Annotated in this window: 13 protein-coding genes; 6 read left to right on the top strand and 7 right to left on the bottom strand. The window is 68.0% G+C overall.

Features of this window, described 5'->3' with window-relative positions; genetic code table 11:
• Positions 1-183 precede the first annotated feature (183 nt).
• Positions 184-834, bottom strand: coding sequence for a GntR family transcriptional regulator (locus C4B30_RS01415; protein WP_227789465.1), 651 nt, complete (start codon positions 832-834; stop codon positions 184-186).
• Positions 835-887: 53 nt separating this feature from the next.
• Between C4B30_RS01415 and C4B30_RS01410 the strand changes: the two genes are divergently transcribed.
• A complete protein-coding gene (locus tag C4B30_RS01410) occupies positions 888-2054 on the top strand; it encodes a pyridoxal phosphate-dependent aminotransferase (protein ID WP_027786599.1) in 1167 nt (388 codons plus the stop codon).
• A 177-nt stretch (positions 2055-2231) separates the two neighbouring features.
• Here C4B30_RS01410 and C4B30_RS01405 read toward each other — a convergent pair whose 3' ends face one another.
• Positions 2232-3578, bottom strand: a complete 1347-nt coding sequence (locus C4B30_RS01405) for an MFS transporter (protein WP_027786598.1) — start codon at positions 3576-3578, stop codon at positions 2232-2234.
• Between the two features lie 297 nt (positions 3579-3875).
• On the opposite strand from C4B30_RS01405, the gene C4B30_RS01400 reads away from it, so the two are divergent.
• The 5 genes from C4B30_RS01400 (at position 3876) to C4B30_RS01380 (ending at position 12199) form a co-directional block, all read left to right on the top strand.
• Positions 3876-4913 carry a LacI family DNA-binding transcriptional regulator gene (locus C4B30_RS01400; RefSeq protein ID WP_027786597.1) on the top strand — a complete coding sequence of 346 codons (1038 nt, stop codon included), beginning with the start codon at positions 3876-3878 and terminating at the stop codon, positions 4911-4913.
• A 187-nt stretch (positions 4914-5100) separates the two neighbouring features.
• Entirely contained in the window at positions 5101-6882 is a 1782-nt protein-coding gene (locus tag C4B30_RS01395; RefSeq protein WP_027786596.1) for an IlvD/Edd family dehydratase, read from the top strand.
• Positions 6883-6914: 32 nt separating this feature from the next.
• Positions 6915-8096 (top strand): fumarylacetoacetate hydrolase family protein, encoded by a 1182-nt coding sequence (locus C4B30_RS01390; protein WP_027786595.1) that lies wholly within the window; start codon positions 6915-6917, stop codon positions 8094-8096.
• A 369-nt stretch (positions 8097-8465) separates the two neighbouring features.
• Entirely contained in the window at positions 8466-10052 is a 1587-nt protein-coding gene (locus tag C4B30_RS01385) for a methyl-accepting chemotaxis protein (protein ID WP_027786594.1), read from the top strand.
• A 188-nt stretch (positions 10053-10240) separates the two neighbouring features.
• Positions 10241-12199, top strand: coding sequence for a phosphatase PAP2 family protein (locus tag C4B30_RS01380; protein WP_027786593.1), 1959 nt, complete (start codon positions 10241-10243; stop codon positions 12197-12199).
• Positions 12200-12286: 87 nt separating this feature from the next.
• On the opposite strand, the gene C4B30_RS01375 is transcribed toward C4B30_RS01380, so the two are convergent.
• Genes C4B30_RS01375 through C4B30_RS01355 form a run of 5 tightly spaced genes read right to left on the bottom strand, consistent with a single transcriptional unit; the run spans position 12287 to position 17965 of the window.
• Positions 12287-13810 carry a UxaA family hydrolase gene (locus C4B30_RS01375; RefSeq protein ID WP_027786592.1) on the bottom strand — a complete coding sequence of 508 codons (1524 nt, stop codon included), beginning with the start codon at positions 13808-13810 and terminating at the stop codon, positions 12287-12289.
• The gene (locus C4B30_RS01370; protein WP_227789466.1) at positions 13807-15012 is read right to left on the bottom strand and encodes a mannitol dehydrogenase family protein; all 1206 of its coding nucleotides are present in this window, start codon (positions 15010-15012) and stop codon (positions 13807-13809) included. Before C4B30_RS01370 ends, C4B30_RS01375 begins: the two co-directional genes overlap by 4 nt.
• A 31-nt stretch (positions 15013-15043) precedes the next feature.
• Entirely contained in the window at positions 15044-16054 is a 1011-nt protein-coding gene (locus tag C4B30_RS01365) for a zinc-binding alcohol dehydrogenase family protein (RefSeq protein ID WP_027786591.1), read from the bottom strand.
• A 22-nt stretch (positions 16055-16076) separates the two neighbouring features.
• Positions 16077-16952: an amidohydrolase family protein gene (locus tag C4B30_RS01360; protein ID WP_027786590.1), complete on the bottom strand. Its 876-nt coding sequence runs from the start codon at positions 16950-16952 to the stop codon at positions 16077-16079.
• Positions 16949-17965 carry an aldo/keto reductase gene (locus C4B30_RS01355; protein WP_027786589.1) on the bottom strand — a complete coding sequence of 339 codons (1017 nt, stop codon included), beginning with the start codon at positions 17963-17965 and terminating at the stop codon, positions 16949-16951. The genes C4B30_RS01360 and C4B30_RS01355 overlap by 4 nt, the downstream gene beginning before the upstream one ends.
• Positions 17966-17970: the final 5 nt, after the last annotated feature.

Raw genomic sequence — 17970 nt, 5'->3', positions numbered from 1 at the left:
GTTGGTGGCCGCTTAGTGCGGTGCAGCTGACGTTCCAGTGCCAGTCTGAAGCGGCTGCGAACGACTGGAACTAGCCGAATGCCGCCCCACGCGTTCAGCTATAACCAACCCGCAGAAGACGCCAGCCATTCCCAAAACCGGCCTTTGGGACCGCTTGACGCCCCCGTCTCGACCTGCATCCCTCTACCGCCTGCGCAACGCCTGAGCCAGTGCGTCCCCCGCAGCCAGAATATGCGAGGACAAGGCCGCACACGCTGCGTCCACATCCCCATCACGTATCGCCCGGACGATGTTCCGATGCTCGTCGTTCGAGCGATCGTGCCAGTCAAGTTGCTGCCACGTCGCGTACAAATGCCGTGCGCTTGCGCGATGCATGTCGCCAATCGCGTCGACGAGCCGCGGCATCCCGCACCGCGCGGTCAGTGCGCGATGAAATCTCAGGTTCAGCGTACCCAGCACGGCTATACCATGCGCCGCCGCCTCCTGATCGAGGATCGCATCGAGTTCCTCCAGCGCACGTGCGTCGAGAGCGGAAATCGCCTCGCGCAGCGCCAGCCCCTCGAAAGCAGCACGCATCTTTGCCATTTCAAGCACGTCCGCCGGCTCGAGCGGCGCCGCCCGCACGCCTCGCCGCGGTTCCACCACGGCCAGCCCCTGCGCTTCCAGGCGTCTGAACGCCTCGCGTACCGGCACATGACTCGCCCCGAACTCCGCCGCGATGTGGTCCTGACGCAGCCACTCCCCCGGCGCGATGACGCCCGAGATGATGCGGTCCCCCAGCGCGACGGCGATCCGATCGGCCAGCGAGCGATCCTCCTTGACTTCAAAGTTCATGCCGACCACCATGCATATATTATCTATTAAATTGTAACAAAATCGGAGGCTCGATGCGCCACCACCGTCCTGCACGCCTGCAGCACATTGCCGGCATCGGCGTCGATCGCATGGGTTCGATCGCCGATCATGCCGACGTCGACCTTTTGCGACTCGAGAATCTCGATACCGACATCCCACCCACTTCCGAGGCGCTCGCCTTCACCCGCGAGGCAATCCAGCGAGACGCGGCCAACTCCTATTTGCCATTCGTCGGCCAGGATCGGCTACGCGCGAGCGCTGCCGCCCACGTGTCGGGGCTTTCGGGGCAATGCTTCACGGCCGACCAGGTGGTGGTGTCGGCGGGCGGACTCTCCGGCATTCTGAACACGCTGCTCGCCACCGTCGAGACCGGCGACGAAGTCATCGTCACCGATCCGACGTACGCAGGCCTGCTGAACCGCGTCCGCCTTGCGGGCGGCGTGCCCAGGCAAGTACCGTTCGCCTTCGCGCCGGGCGGCGAGTGGAAGCTGGATCAGACCGCGCTGCGGGCAGCGATCGGTCCGCAAACACGGGCCATGCTGCTGATGTCTCCGTCGATGCCTTCGGGCGGGTTCTTCGATGCGTCCGACTGGCAACTGATCGCGAGCCTGTGTGTGCAGAACGATCTGCTGCTGATCCTCGACAGCGCGATGGAACGGCTGCTCTTCGATGGACGCACGGTCATCCATCCCGCCGGCCTGCCCGGCATGGCCGAGCGTACGGTCACGGTCGGCGCCGCGTCGAAAGAGCTGCGCATGATTGGCTGGCGCGTCGGCTGGATCGTCGCGCCGGAATGGCTGATTCCCGATCTTGTGGCCGTGTCGCTCGCCAATGTCGTGGTGCCGGTCGGCATTGCCCAGGAGGCCGCGGCGGTTGCGCTCGAACATTCTGCATCCGATCTGCCTGGCTACGTGAGCGAACTCGAGAGGCGCCGGGATACGGTCGCCGCCGAACTGTCAGGTCTTCCGTTCGGCATGCCGGCGGGCGGCTGGTCGATGCTGCTGCGGGTGTCCGATTTCGGCCTGACCGGATCGCAGATGTCGGAGCGGTTGCTGCGCCGTGGCGTATGTGCGACGGCCATGACCGGATGGGGCGTCGCACACGGCGAGCAGTACGTCCGATTCGTGTACTCGAACGAACCGGTCGAGCGGTTGCGCACGCTCGGGGACAAAGTACGCTTCGCCCTGGAAGACGCATGACGGTCGCCCACGAGAAAACTGAGTCGCGCGCAGGGCGTCGCCGGTTGGAGGCATCCGGCATTCCGTCCGTGATGGTCGAGCGAATTCACACGAGATCAATCCACATGACGTGATGCATCCGGCGCCGGGGCGGCGCGATGTCCCGGCCCCGGCTGGACGTGACATCGCGCGAACGCCCTACCGCCCCGCCGGCGGCTGCAGGATGTCCCGCGGAATCAATGCGATCAGCACGCAACTGATCAGCAGGCAGGCGCCGAGCGCATAGGTGCCGTTGTTGATGTCGCCGGTCATTTGCTTAGCGACGCCTGTGATCATCGAGCCCGTGAAGCCGGACAGGTTGCCCACCGAGTTGATCAGCGCGATGCCGGCCGCCGCGGCCGTGCCGGACAGGATCTGTCCGGGGAAGGTCCAGTAGATCGGCATCAGCGCGAGGATGCCGCACGTGGCGACGGTCAGGAACACGATCGACAGCGCCACGTTGTGGGCGAACGCCGCGCTCAGAATCAGGAAGACGCCGCCGATCAGCGCGGGAATCGCCGCGTGCAGGCGGCGTTCGCCGGTCCTGCGCGAGTGCGATGCGTTCCACACCATCGCGAAGATGGCCGTCAGGTACGGAATGGCCGTCAGCAAACCGATATGCAGCGGGCTCCGCACGCCCGACGCGCGGATGATCGACGGCAGCCAGAAGGCCAGCCCGTAGAAGCCGGTATTGAACGTGAGCAGGATGAAGGTGAGCAACCAGACGCGCGGGCTGCGCAGCGCGGCGCCGACGCTGTGCGACTTGTGCGCGGCCTCGGATTCGAGGTTGCGCGACAGCACCGCCTTTTCGTCGGCGGACAGCCACTTCGCCGACCGCGGGCCGTCGCCGAGGCACGCCAGCACGATGAACGCCACCACGATCGACGGCAGCCCTTCGAGCAGCAGCATCCATTGCCAGCCGCTCATGCCCGACAGGCCATGCGTCTGCTCCATCAGCCAGCCGGACAGCACGCTGCCCAGCGTCAGGCTCAGCGGGATCGCCACCAGGAAACCCGACATCGCCACGCTCTGGCGGCGCGCCGGGAACCAGTAGTTCAGGTACAGGATGACGCCCGGGAAAAACCCGGCTTCGCACAGCCCCAGCAGGAAGCGCAGCGTGTAGAACATCGTGGTCGTCTGCACGTGGAAGAACTGCGCGAGCGGCACGATGAAGGCCATCGACGACGACACGATGCCCCACGTGATCATGATCCGCGCGATCCAGAAGCGTGCGCCGTAACGATGCAGCAACAGGTTGCTCGGCATCTCGAACAGGAAATAGCCCCAGAAGAAGATGCTGGCGCCGAGCGCATAGACGCTGTCGCTCAGGCTCAGGTCGTCGAGCATCTGCAGCTTGGCGAAACCCACGTTGACGCGATCCAGATAGGCCACGACGTAGCACAGCAGCAGCAAGGGCAGGATGCGCCGCATGACCTTGCGATAAAGGGCGTCCTCGGACGAGTCGGCCGCGGCCGGTGCGGCAGCGGCCTGCGTAATGGATGGCATCGGTCTGTCTCCTGTTCGTTTAGGTCTTCTTCGTACCGGCGAGTGCGCTTGACGCATCGATGTTACCGATAACATCCGGTGGCAAAAAAAAGCCGACGAGGCGACGGGAGCGAGCAGTGCTTTGATACCGGTAACAAACGCCAAGGTAGCATGCAGCGACAGGCGCGTACAAGTCCCGCCGAACGCGTGGTTTCCCTAGTACGGGCGTCGCTTCGACGAGCGCATCGCGGCCGGCCTGCACGATATGCCGCACCGGTATGATGTAGCCTTTCCGGCTTTCTCCCGATCGCGATTCCGATGCCCAGTCCCACCGCCGTCCGGCCCGCCGGGCCGCCCCGCATGTCCGACGTAGCGCGCCTGGCCGGCGTATCGAAGATGACGGTGTCGCGCGTGCTCGCGGGCCACAGCGTGGCCGCCGAGACGCGCGCACGGGTCTGCGAGGCCATCGACCAGCTCGGCTACGTGGCCGACGCGGCCGCCGGTGCGCTGTCGTCCGGGCGGTCGGAATTCGTCGCGGTGCTGGTGCCGTCATTGTCGAGTTCCAACTTCTCGGACACCGTGCGCGGCCTGACCGATGCGCTCGAACCGCATGGCCTCCAGCTGCTGCTCGGCGACACCGACTACGACCTGGAACGTGAAGAACGGCTAGTGCGCTCGATGCTGCGACACCAGCCGCGCTGCATCGCGCTGACGGGTGCGCAGCACACCGATGCGACGCGCAAGGTGCTGGAGCGCTCGGCGATTCCCGTGGTCGAGATGTGGGATCTGCCCACGCGCCCCATCGACACCGCCGTCGGCTTCTCGAACGTGCGCGCCGCCCGTGCGATGGTGCGCCACCTGGCCGAGCGCGGTTACCGACGCATCGGCTTTCTGGTCGGCGCCAGCGAACTGGATCGCCGCGGCCTCGACCGACTCAAGGGTTACCAGGCAGAGATCAAGGCGCTGGGGCTGGGCGAACCGCGCGTCGTGCGGCTGGGCGAATCGCCGATCACGATGAGCCACGGCGGGCCCGCGATGGCGGCGCTGCTGGAGCAATGGCCGGATACCGATGCGGTGATGTGCGTGAGCGACATGTCGGCATTCGGCGCGATCATGGAATGTCACCGGCGCGGGCTTGCCGTACCCGCCGATATGGCCGTGGCCGGCTTCGGGAACTTCGAAGTGGCGGCGTGCTGCCACCCGACCATCACGACCGTGTCGGTGGACGCGTACGGCATCGGGCTACGCACGGGCGAAGCGTTGCTGGCGGCGCTGCAAGCGCGCGACGGCGGCGAGCGGACCGAGTCGCACAGCATCCGTATCGACTACACGATCGTCGCGCGGGAAAGCGCCTGACGGGTCGACGGCCGCCCACGTGCCGGCGCGCGACGTGCGCGGCGTTGCTCCGGCCCCCTGCCCTCACCTCCGCCACGCGCGCACAAATCCCTTCCGCAACGCAAAAAACCCGTGCTAACATCCAATCGATGTTACCGGTAACTATCCGGCACGCACAATCAAGAAGGCCCTTCGGAGACAGCCTGCCATGTCACAAATCCCTCGCCGCTTGCGCAGCCAGGAATGGTTCGACGATCCCGCGCACGCGGACATGACCGCGCTCTATGTCGAGCGCTTCATGAACTACGGGTTGACGCGCGAGGAGCTGCAGTCGGGCCGCCCCGTCATCGGCATCGCGCAGACGGGCAGCGACCTGGCGCCGTGCAACCGCCACCACATCGAGCTGGCCGAGCGCACCAAGGCGGGCATTCGCGACGCGGGCGGCATTCCGATGGAGTTCCCCGTGCACCCGCTGGCCGAGCAGAGCCGCCGGCCCACGGCCGCGCTCGACCGCAATCTCGCCTACCTCGGGCTGGTGGAAGTGCTGCACGGTTTTCCGCTGGACGGTGTGGTGCTGACGACCGGCTGCGACAAGACCACGCCGGCCTGCCTGATGGCGGCCGCGACCGTCGACATGCCCGCGATCGTGCTGTCGGGCGGCCCGATGCTCGACGGCTGGCACGAGGGCAAGCGGGTCGGCTCCGGCACGGTGATCTGGCATGCCCGCAACCTGCTCGCCGCCGGCGAGATCGACTACGAAGGCTTCATGCAGCTGACCACGGCTTCGTCGCCGTCGATCGGCCACTGCAATACCATGGGCACGGCGCTGTCGATGAACAGCCTCGCCGAGGCGCTGGGCATGTCACTGCCCGGGTGCGCGAGCATCCCCGCCGCCTATCGCGAGCGCGGCCAGATCGCTTACGCTACCGGCAAGCGCGCGGTCGAACTCGTTCGCGACGACCTGCGCCCGTCGACGATCATGACGCGCGCGGCGTTCGAGAATGCGATCGTCGTCGCGTCGGCGCTCGGCGCCTCGACCAACTGCCCGCCGCATCTGATCGCCATCGCGCGCCACATGGGCGTCGAGCTGAGTCTGGACGACTGGCAGCGCTTCGGCGAAGCCGTGCCGCTGCTCGTGAACTGCATGCCGGCCGGCGAATACCTCGGGGAGAGCTTCCATCGCGCCGGCGGCGTGCCCGCCGTGCTGCGCCAGCTCGACGCGGCCGGCCTGCTACGGCGCGACTGCCTGACCGTATCCGGCCGCGCGATCGGCGAGATCGCCGACACCGCGCAGGATGCCGACCGCGATGTGATCCGTACGCCCGACGCGCCGCTCAAGCACGGGGCCGGCTTCATGGTGCTGTCGGGCAACTTCTTCGACAGCGCCATCATGAAGATGTCGGTGGTGGGCGACGCCTTCCGCCGGACCTACCTGGCCGAGCCGGGCGCGGAGAATACGTTCGAGGCGCGCGCGATCGTGTTCGACGGCCCCGAGGACTACCACGCGCGTATCGACGATCCCGCGCTGAACATCGACGAGCGCTGCATCCTCGTGATCCGCGGTTGCGGCACGGTCGGCTACCCGGGCAGTTCGGAAGTCGTGAACATGGCGCCGCCCGCCGAGCTGGTGAAGCGCGGCATCACGTCGTTGCCGTGCATGGGCGACGGACGCCAGAGCGGCACGTCGGCCAGCCCGTCGATCCTGAACATGTCGCCGGAAGCCGCGGTGGGAGGCGGCCTCGCCTTGCTGCGCACGAACGACCGCGTGCGTGTGGACCTGAATCGCCGCAGCGTCGACGTGCTCGTCGACGCGGACGAACTCGCGCGCCGTCGCGAGACCGCGAGCTTCACCGTGCCGGAGGCGCAAACGCCCTGGCAGGAACTCTATCGCCGGTTCGTCGGCCAGTTGTCCACCGGCGGCTGCCTCGAACCGGCCACGCTGTACCTGAAGGTCATCGAGCAGCGCGGCAACCCGCGCCATTCGCACTGACTGCCCCGCCCCCGACTCTTGCCGAGCTGACCATGCGTACTCCTTCCGTTTCCGATTGCCTGCCGCACGACCTCGCCCACGCGCTGCTGATCGGCCGCGTCTGGCGGCACGACGGCGCCCACGCGGGGCCGAGCGTCGTCGCCGTGCGTGGCGGCGAAGTGTTCGACATCACGCGCACCGTGCCGACCACCGCGGACCTGTTCGACCGCCCCGATGCAGTCGCGCTCGCGCGCACGGCTCCCGGCGAATCGCTCGGCCGCGTCGAGCCGTTGTTGCAGGCGACGCTGGACGGCACGCCCGGCGCCACGCGCCTGCTCGCGCCGTGCGACGTGCAGGCCATCAAGGCGTGCGGCGTCACCTTCGCGGTCAGCCTGATCGAGCGCGTGATCGAGGAACAGGCCGGCGGCGATCCGGCCAAAGCGAGGGAGGTACGCGACACCATCGCCGCGACCATCGGCACCGATCTGTCGAAGATCGTGCCGGGCTCGGAAGCCGCACTGCGCCTGAAGGCGGAACTCGAGCGCCGCGGTGCATGGTCGCAATACATGGAAGTGGGCATCGGCCCGGATGCCGAGGTGTTCTCCAAGTCGCAGCCGATGTCCGCGGTCGGCTTCGGCGCGGACGTGGGGCTGCTGCCCGTGTCGGTGTGGAACAACCCGGAGCCGGAGATCGTGCTGGCGGTCGCCAGCGACGGCAGGCCGGTGGGCGCGACGCTCGGCAACGACGTGAACCTGCGCGACATCGAAGGCCGTTCGGCGCTGCTGCTCGGCAAATGCAAGGACAACAACGGTTCGTGCGCGATCGGCCCGTTCGTGCGGCTGTTCGACGACGGCTTCACGCTGGACGGCGTACGGCAGGCCAGCGTGTCGCTGCGCGTCGAAGGCGCGGACGACGGCTTCGTCCTCGACGGCATCAGCCACATGCGCGAGATCAGCCGCGACCCGGCCGACCTCGTCGCGCAGACCTGCGGCGCGCATCACCAGTATCCGGACGGCTTCATGCTGTTCCTCGGCACGATGTTCTCGCCGATCCAGGATCGCGACGCGCCCGGCGGCGGATTCACGCATCACCTCGGCGACCGCGTCACCATCTCCACGCCCGCGCTCGGCGCACTCGTCAACACCGTGCGGCTTTGCACGGAGATCGCGCCGTGGACCTTCGGCGTGCGCGCGCTGTATGCGAATCTGGCCGCGCGCGGGCTGCTTGCTGCGTGAAGGCGGCAGACGGGGCGTGCGAACCGCCGCGCATTGCTCGGTGGCGGTAGCCTCGTCGACGATCGGTCCGTGAAGCACCCGCGCAACGTCGCGTGCGATCGAACCCGCTTCACGTGCCGTTCGCCTGCTCCGGCGCCTCTTGTCGCGTATCAACCGCGACGCACCACGCCGCGCGAAGCGCGAAGGCAGAAGCGGGTCTGTCGGGCGCAAACGGAGCCCTTCGCCCCCTCGACGTGACGAGCTCGGATCGCTGTCGAAATTTTTTTTCGATGGCAGGTCACGCGCAAACGATTGCGCTCGGCAACCGTCCTAAATTGTTCACTCACCGTACCGATAATAAGGAAAGCTATTTGATACTGGACTTTCCCCATGAACGATCGACGGCTAACGGTTCGCACGAAGCTGATCATGGCTTTCGGACTTCTTACGTGCATGGTTGTGGTCGTCTCTCTCGTCGGCATCGTATCGCTCGCCAACGCGAACGCGGCATTCGATAACTATGTCAACGGCACCAACGCCCGCGCGACCCTCGTGGACAAGGTTCGCGTCGCGGTCGACCGGCGTGCGATCGCCGCCCGCAACCAGGTCCTGGCGGCGGGACCGCGCGATGCGGACCTCGAGAAGGAAGCGGCACTGCAGGCCGACCGCGAAGTCGGCACGCTGCTGGGCGAGCTGACGAATGCGGTCCGCGAGGGGAGCGGCGCGTCCGACAAGTCTCGTGAACTGGTTCGGCAAATCGCGGCGGTCGAGGCGCAGTACGGCCCCGTGGCGCGCGCGATCGTCGAAGCGGCGGCGAACAACCGGCGCGATCAGGCGATCACGATGATCAACGAACAGTGCCGACCGCTGCTGGCCCAGCTCGTCGCGGCCACCGAGGCATATGCGACGTACTCGCGCTCGCGGGCCGCCCAACTGGTGAAGGAATCGGAAGACCGATATACCTCGCGGCGACTGATGCTGATCGTGATCTGCATCGCCGCGGCGGCGGCCGCCGCGATCTCGGGCCTCTTCATCATCCGCGGCCTGCTGCGCTCGCTGGGCACGGAGCCTGCCGCGCTCAGCGAGATCGCCCGCCATATCGCCGCCGGCGATCTCGGCGCCGAATCCACGACCGGCGCCGCGCCGGCCGGCAGCGTACTGGCTTCCATGCGCGACATGCAGGCGAACCTGATCCGCCTGATCTCGGAAGTCCGTACCGCATCCGGCAACGTCGCGACGGGCGCCGGCGAAATCGCGTCCGGCAACCAGGACCTCTCCTCCCGCACGGAACAGCAAGCCGCATCGCTGCAGGAAACCGCCTCGAGCATCGAGCAACTGACATCCACCGTGCGTCTGAACGCCGACAACGCGCAGCAGGCAAGCGGCCTGGCCGACAACGCATCGGAAGTCGCCCAGCGTGGCAGCACGGCGGTCGGCCTGATGGTCGACACGATGACGGACATCAGCGCGAGCTCTGCCAAGATCGCCGAGATCACCGGAATCATCGAAGGGATCGCGTTCCAGACCAACATCCTCGCGCTCAACGCGGCCGTGGAGGCCGCCCGCGCCGGCGAGCAGGGCCGCGGCTTCGCGGTGGTGGCCAGCGAAGTCAGAAGTCTTGCGCAGCGCTCGTCGAGCGCCGCGAAGGAAATCCGCGAGCTGATCTCGCAATCGGTCCGGAAAATCCAGGACGGCTCGCATATCGCGAACAACGCGGGCGATACGATGAGCCAAGTCACGCACGCGATCTCGCGCGTGACCGACATCATGGGCGAAATCGCCGCCGCGTCGAACGAGCAGAGCCGCGGCATCGAGCAGGTCAATCTGGCGATTACGCAAATGGACGAAGTCACCCAGCAGAATGCCGCACTCGTCGAGCAGGCCGCCGCCGCATCGAAGTCGCTCGAGGAACAGGGGAACCGGCTTGCCGAGGCCGTATCGCTGTTCCGGCTGGACACCGGCACGGCGAAGGCGTAGCGACTCGACGCGCAGCCGCATATCCGCGACACGCGCATCGAATCGGCGTCCGCCATGTTCAGCACCCGAAATTAACCAGATAGTGGGAATTCACACCCGCCGCGTACGACGCGCAACAATTCCGTAACGACCGCGTAACGATCGCTCACCACAATCCTCCCTCTTCGACCATCAGGATGGAGTCTTGCATGTTTGCGTCACGAAGCCGTTTCCCGCTGCACGTCGCGGCATTGTCGAGTGCGATCGTATTGGCCGCCTGCGGCGGCGGCGACGACGTCGCGTCGACCGCCACGATCGCCGCGGCCGTTCCGGCGCCCCCCGCCGACCCCGGCTTCGTCGACAGCGCGCCGATCCCGAGCGCGCCCGCTTTCGTCGACAACGTCGCGACCAACCAGCGCGGCGATGCGCGCTATGCGACGCTGTCGACCAACGCCGCGGTGCGCGTGTTGAGCCGTTTCCTCGATCTCTGGCAACCGTCGACGATGCTGGTCGACGCGGGCGTGAGCGCGCCGGCGAACGGCGCGTTCCCGGCCATCTCGCCGTCGACCTGCTCCGGACTGCCGAACAGCGGCGTGCCGTGCGGCACGATCCTGAACGATGCGGTGCTGTCGGCCAACGTGCAGTACGTGATCGACGCGACGACCGCCCGTACGCCGCAGCAGGCCGATGCCGCGTACTACGACGACCGGCGCGGCAAGGGATACAGCGTGACCGACGGCATGGGTCCGCTCACCGCCGCGTGGCGCACCGCGGCCCAGCAGACGACCAGCATCACCAGCGTGCCCGCCGATGCCACGACCGTGCTGTACAACGACTCCGGCAACAACGTCGGCGTCGGCAGCAGCGGCAACGCCAGTTTCGGGAAGGTCGTCGACCTGCTCAACGAAATGGGCAACAACGCGTCGACCGAACCTTCGAAGCGCTTCTTCAAATACGCGCGTCCGTACCGCTGGAGCACGAGCGTGATCGTCGCGCCGACGCTGGTGCCGGCCGAAAGCGCGACGCCCGCGACCGACGGCGGCTTCATCAGCGGCCACACGGCCGAAGCGATGCGCGATGCGACGACGATGGCGTGGCTCGTGCCGGAACGCTTCCAGGAAATGGTCAGCCGCGGCCTCGAGCTCGGCGAGAACCGGATCCTGGCCGGCATGCATTCGCCGCTCGACGTGATCGGCGGGCGCATGCTCGCGCTGGCCGTCAGCGCGGCGAACCTGACCGCGTACGCCGGCGACGCGCAGGCCGCCTACACGCAAGCCCATCAGACGTTGCAACAACTGACGGGCACCAGCGCCACGACCTTCTCCGCATTCGCGCACGCCGGCACGACGGCCACCGACCGGTTCGCGGACTACACGACGAACAAGAGCGCGTTCCTGCGCCGCATGACGTTCGGCTTTGGCGCGATCGAATCGACGAACGCACCGCCGGTCGTGCCGAAGGGCTCGGAGATTCTGCTGCAGACGCGCTTTCCGTACCTGAGCGCCGACCAGCGGCGCGTCGTGCTGAAAACAACCGAACTGCCGTCCGGCTATCCGGTCATGGACGACGCGGAAGGCTGGGGTCGCCTGAACCTGTTCGCGGCGGCCGACGGCTACGGCGCGTTCAACGGCAACGTGATCGTGTCGATGGATGCATCGCAGGGCGGGCTCAATGCCGCCGACCTGTGGCGCAACGACGTCGCTGGCGCCGGCAAGCTGACGCTGCAGGGCAGCGGCACGCTGACGCTGGCGGGCAACAACGGCTACACGGGCGGCACGCAGGTGAGCGGCGGCACGCTGGCAGCCGCGTCGACGACGGCGTTCGGCAAAGGGGACGTGTACGTCGGACCGGGCGGCAGCGTGCGAATCGCGGCCGCCGCGCCGGTGACGATCGCCACCCGCTACACGCAGCTCGACAACACGACGCTCGAACTCGACATCGACGGCAACGGCGGCGGACGGCTGCGCGTGGGCGGCCCGCTCACCGTCGCGGGCGGCACGCTGCACGTGAAATTCGTGAACGGCTACGCGCCGAAGGCCGGCGACACCATCGCGCTAATCGACGGCGCGGCGGCTGCCGCGAAGTTCTCGACGGTGACGGTCGACGGGTTCAAGGCCACGCCGGCCTACACCGCGACGGGCGTGTCGATCACGCTGTCGGCGGCGTAGCCGACAACGATCGCCTGCCGGCTCGTGCCGGTTTCCGTCACGGGTGCTCCTTCGCGGCCTGATCGCGCGAGGAGCGTGCGCGGCGCGTCACATGATCGCGCCGCGCAGCCACGGTACGAACTCGCGTTCGCCGATACCGTTGTCCTCGCTGCGCGATCGTCGTCCGGAGGCGACGTCGAGCATCAGCCGAAACAGCCGCGCGCCCGCTTCGTCGACCGTGAGCGAACCGGCGACGATCCCGCCGCTGTCGAAATCCATGTCCGATTGCATCCGCTCGAACAGGCCGGTCGTCGTCGCGATCTTGATCGTCGGCACCGGCTTCGAGCCGAACACCGAACCGCGGCCCGTCGTGAAGCACACGAGATTCGCGCCGCCGGCGATCTGCCCGGTCGCCGACACCGGGTCGTAGCCGGGCGTATCCATGAACACGAGCCCGGCTTGCCGCACCGGCTCCGCATAGTCGTAGACCGCGCGAAGCGGCGAGCGCCCGCCCTTCGACACCGCGCCGAGCGACTTCTCGAGAATCGTCGTGATGCCGCCGGCAAGGTTGCCGGGGGACGGGTTGTTGTTCATTTCGCCGCCGTGATCGGCGACGTAGCGCTCCCACCATTGCAACCGGCCGAGCAGACGCTCGGCGACGTCGCGCGAGGCCGCCCGCGCGATCAGCAGATGCTCCGCGCCGTAGATCTCGGGCGTCTCGGACAGAATCGCCGTGCCGCCGTTGCGGACCAGCAGATCGACGGCCGCGCCGAGCGCCGGATTCGCCGTGATGCCCGAATAGCCGTCGGACCCGCCGCATTGCAGGCCGACCGTCAGCCGCGATGCCGGCACCGCGCTGCGACGCGCGCCGTCGGCCACCTCCAGCAACGCGCGCACGATCGACACGCCTCGGGCAACGGTGTCGCGCACCCCGCCTTCGTCCTGGATGACCAGCGTGCGCACGGTGCCCGGCGCGGCCGCGTCGAGCCGTTCCGCGAGCGCGCCGACCTGATTGACCTCGCAACCGAGACCCACGAGCAGCACGCCGGCGAAGTTCGGGTTGCGTGCATAACCGACGAGCGTGCGGCGCAGCAGTTCGATGCCGTCGCCGGTCGCCGACATGCCGCAGCCGCTCTGATGGGTGATCGCGACGACGCCGTCGACATGACCGAACGCATCGAGCGCGCCGTGCCGGTACGCATCGGCGATCGCATGACAGACGCTCGCCGAACAGTTGACGCTCGCGATCACGCCGACGTAGTTGCGGGTGCCCACGCTGCCGTCGGGCCGCACGAATCCGTCGAAGGTGTCGCCGCGATCCGCCGGAACCTCGTGCGCATCGCCGGCAGGCCCGTCGTCGTGCGCATGACGCTCGGGCATCCCGACGTTGTGCACGTGCACGTGCTCGCCCGCGGCGATGTCGCGCAGCGCGATGCCGATCGGCTGCCCGCATTTGACGATCGCGTCGCCGCGCGCGATCGGCGCCGTGGCGACCTTGTGGCCGGCCGGCACCGCGGCCGCCGGCCGCAACGGCGCGCCGTGCACGTCGATCGGCACGTCCGGCGCCAGCGCGTCGAGTGCGACGGCGACGTTGTCGTCGCCGTGAAGGATCACGATTGCCGGTTGCTTCACGATGCAGTTCTCCCTGTCGTTGCGACGCCTGCCGGGTCGCCGGCCGGGTCGCCGGCCGCCGGATCGCCGGCCGCCATGCCATGGCGGGCGACGAGTTGCCGCAACCGAGGCTGTTCGGCCGGCAGCGCCAGCGAATCCGCGAGCGCGAGCAACGGCTCCATTCGCCGCGCCACCTTCTCGCGATGATTGACCGCGATATCGGCGATGCGATGCGCGAGAAACGGATTGAGAAAGCGCTCGCGCACGCTGTCGACATAGTGTTCGGCCGTTTCGCGCAGGCCCAGCGCCACGAATACCGGCGCGACTTCATCGCGCCACACCGCCTCGAGACCGTCGCGCAGCCGCGCATCGTTCATCGCGTCCAGCACCGTTTCCGATGCGTCGCGCCCCGCCGCGAGCCACTGCTCCGCGAGCCAGCTGTGCCCGAGATTGAGGAAGAACAGCTTCAGGCGCTCATGGCTGCGCAAATCGTCGGTGACGACGATCTGCGCGTGCCGGCACGGCAACGCCATGCCGGCACGCCGTTCGATCGCCCATAGCGCGTAGGGCTCCGCGATCGCGCCGACCGGATGCAGCGGCTCGGACACGATGCGGTCGACGAGCGAGTTGACCCACACGCAGCGGTGGCGCAGATAGTCGGCGAACGCGTCGGGCAGCCGCCACCGGCGCGCGAGGTCCAGCACGATGTCGCGCAGCGTGTCGCCGTTGTTCGTCACCAGCTCGCAAGGCAGGATGGAGATGCCATCGTCGGGACGCACCTGCCAGCGCGCATGCAGCAGCACGAGCAGCTTCGCCGGAAAGCCGCGCGGGGTCTGCTGCGGCCGGTCCGGCAGGTCCGCCGCGTCGCGCGGATCGGTGCGATAGCCTGCGTCGCCGGTGTTCGATACGATCACGCGGACCGTCTCGATCGCGGCGCGGCGTATCTCCGCCCAGTCGCGCTCGGCGTCCCATGCGCGATGCACGGCGCGGCATTCGACGACTTCGTCGACGATGCCGCCGCGGTCGCGCCCGCGAATCCGCACCGGATAGCGACCGGTCGCGCGCAGCGCGTCGATGCGGGCGCGGCTGGCCGGATTGCCGGTCGTCTGCACGATGCCGATGCCGCCCATCGCGTTGCCGTCGTCCAGCGCCTGGGAGACGAACAGGTCGACATGCGCCAGCAGGAAGCGGCTCGTGCCGAATTGCAGGATCGGCGGCGTCATCGCATGCGCTCCACGTGCCGGATTCGACGGATCAACATTCGACGAGCGCCTTCACGACGGTCTGCCCCGCTTCCAGCAGACGCGGAAGCGCGTCCGGCACCTCGTCGAGCCGCATCCGGTGCGTGTTCAGCGCACGGTCCGGAATACGCCCTGAACGCATCGCGTCGAGCACCGTCGCGAAATCCTCGGCGGTGGCATTGCGGCTTGCGAGCAGCGTGGTTTCCCGCTTGTGGAATTCGGGATCCGAAAACGCAACGTGCCCGCGCACGATCGAGATCAACGTGTATTTGCCGCCGTGCGCGACGAATTCGAAACCGCGATTCATCGCATCGAGGTTGCCCGTCGCGTCGAATACCGCATCGAAATACTCGCCGTCGGTCAACGACGCGAGACGCGCCGCGTCGTCTTCCCCCACTTCCACCGCCGCATCGACCGCCAGGTGCTCGCGGCAAAACGCCAGCCGATCGGCCCGCGTGTCGAGGCACGTGACGTCGGCGCCGCGCAGCTTCGCGAAGATCATCGCGGCCATGCCGATCGGCCCGGCGCCGACGACCAGCGCCCGCTGTCCGGCACGGACGTCGGCGCGCCGCACCGCATGCGCGCCGATCGCAAGAAATTCCAGCATCGCCGCCTGGTCGAGCGAAATGCCGTCGGCCTTGTGGACGAACTGGGCGGGCACGCTGAGGTATTCGGCCAGCGCACCGTCGCGATGCACGCCGAGCACCTTGATGTTGACGCAGCAGTTCGTGTTGCCGTGACGGCATGCGATGCAATGCCCGCACGACAGATACGGCATCACGTACACAGCGTCCCCGACGTCGAGCCCCGACTCGGGTTCCGCCTCGACGACCACCGCGGAAAGCTCGTGACCCATCACGCGCGGATAGTCGAGGTATGGCTGGTTGCCGGTGAAGATGTGCAAATCGGTGCCGCAGATGCCGACACGTTGCACGCGCAACAATACTTCGCCGCTGCCGCGCACGGGCAGTTCGCGATGCTGCACGCGCAGCACGCCGGGGGATTCGCAAATCACGCTGAGCATGTCGGGTTCCTTTCGTTCTGGTTCATTCGTCGTGGCGTGCGGTGTCGATCCGGTAAAAGCGGCGCGCGTTGCCGCCGAAAAGATCGGCCAGTGAAGCCGAGCCAAGCAACCGCGTGCAATCGTCCTCGCACGCAGCCAGCCATTCGCCGTAGCCGCCGCATGCCGACGCCAGCCGCAGCACCGGCCAGTCGCTGCCCCACATCAGGCGCGTCGGCCCGAACAGCTCGGCCAGCGCGTGGACATACGGCCGCGTGCGCGCCCGCACGGCATCCGGGCCGGCCGACGACCCGGCCTCCGTCCAGAGGCCGGACAGCTTGCAATGCAGGTTCGGCAGGCTCGCGAGCCGGCGCATCGACGACAGCCACGGCTGCAACTCGCCGCGCTCGACGAATGGCTTGGCGCCGTGGTCGATCACGATCGGCAGATCCGGATGGCGTCGCGCGAACGCATGCAGCGCATCGAGATGGCGCGGCATCACCAGCGCATCGAAACCGAGCCCATGCTCGAGCATCGCGGCGACTGCGCGATCCAGCCGCGGATCGTCGATCCATGCGTCGTCGGGCAGATCCTGCAGCATCGGTCGCAAGCCGCGCGCCTTCGGCGCGGATGCAAACGCCGCGATCCGCGCCGGCGCGTCGTCGGCCTTCATGTCGACCCAGCCGACCACGGCGCCGACGCTCGGCGTGGCGGCCGCGAGATCGAGCAGAAAGCGCGTGTCGGCTTCGCTCGGCAGCGATTGCACGAGGACGGTGGTATCGATGCGCGCGGCATCGAGCAGCGGCGCCAGATCGGCGGGGCCGAAATCGCGGTGAATCGCGTCGAGTTCGGCCGGCGGCCAGCAGCCGGCCCGCGCGCCGATTCGCCAGTAATGCTGATGGGCGTCGATGCGTGCGGTCATGCGCGTGCCCCCGGAACCGGCGCGCGCGCGTCGATCAGACCTTCGTCGCGCAGCGCATCCCACAGTTCGGCCGGCGCGGGGCGCTCGAACCATTCGATGTTCTGCTTAAGCTGAGCCACGCTGCGCGCCCCGACCACGCACGACACGACGGCCGGATGGCCGAACGGAAACTGCAATGCAGCGGCGGGAAGCGGCACGTCGAAGCGGTTGCACAGCGCGCCGAGCCGCGTGGCCTTGTCGATCACGTCGGCGCTCGCATCCGCATAGTTGAACTTGCCGTTGCCGGCAAGCACGCCGGAATTGAACACGCCGCCGATCACGATACCCGTCCCTTCACGGGCGCACGCATCGAGCAGCGGTTCCAGCGCCGTCTGTTCGAGCAGCGTGTAGCGGCCGGCCAGCAGCACGGCGTCGAGCGCCGCTTCGTTCAGCGCATCGGCCGCGACTTCCCATTCGTTCACGCCAAGACCGAACCCGCCGATCTCGCCGCCCGCGCGCAGCGCGTCCAGCGCGCGAAACCCGCCGCCGCGGGTCAACTGCTCCCAGTAGTGCGCGTGACGATCGCCGTGCGTCATCGCGCCGATGTCGTGCACATACAGCAGGTCGATCCGCGCGAGCCCGAGCCGTTGCCGGCTGTCGTCGTGCGAACGCATGATGCCGTCGTAGCTGTAGTCGTAGACCGGCCGGAACGGCAACGGCTCGGCCCAGCCGTCGTCGCCTGGCCGCACGCTCGCGTCGGCGCGCATCAGCCGCCCGACTTTCGTGCTGAGCGTGAAGGCGCCGCGCTCGCGCGGGGCGAGCCCCGCCCCCGTGCGCCGCTCGGACAGCGTGTAACCGTAATAAGGCGCGGTGTCGAAGTAGCGCAGGCCGGCCGCCCACGCGGCGTCGACGAGCGCGGCGGCGTCGGCGGCCGACATCGGACGATAAAGGCCGCCGAGCTGCGAGCAGCCGAGACCGAGCGCGGACACCGTCAGCCCGCTGCGCGGCAACATGCGCGTATCGTTTGCATTCATGCGTC

Origin of the sequence: Burkholderia sp. BE12 (assembly GCF_002959955.1) — a bacterium.
Taxonomy (GTDB): Bacteria; Pseudomonadota; Gammaproteobacteria; order Burkholderiales; family Burkholderiaceae; genus Burkholderia.
The sequence above is the reverse complement of the archived record's forward strand: the minus strand, read 5'-3'. Positions and strand labels throughout refer to the sequence as shown.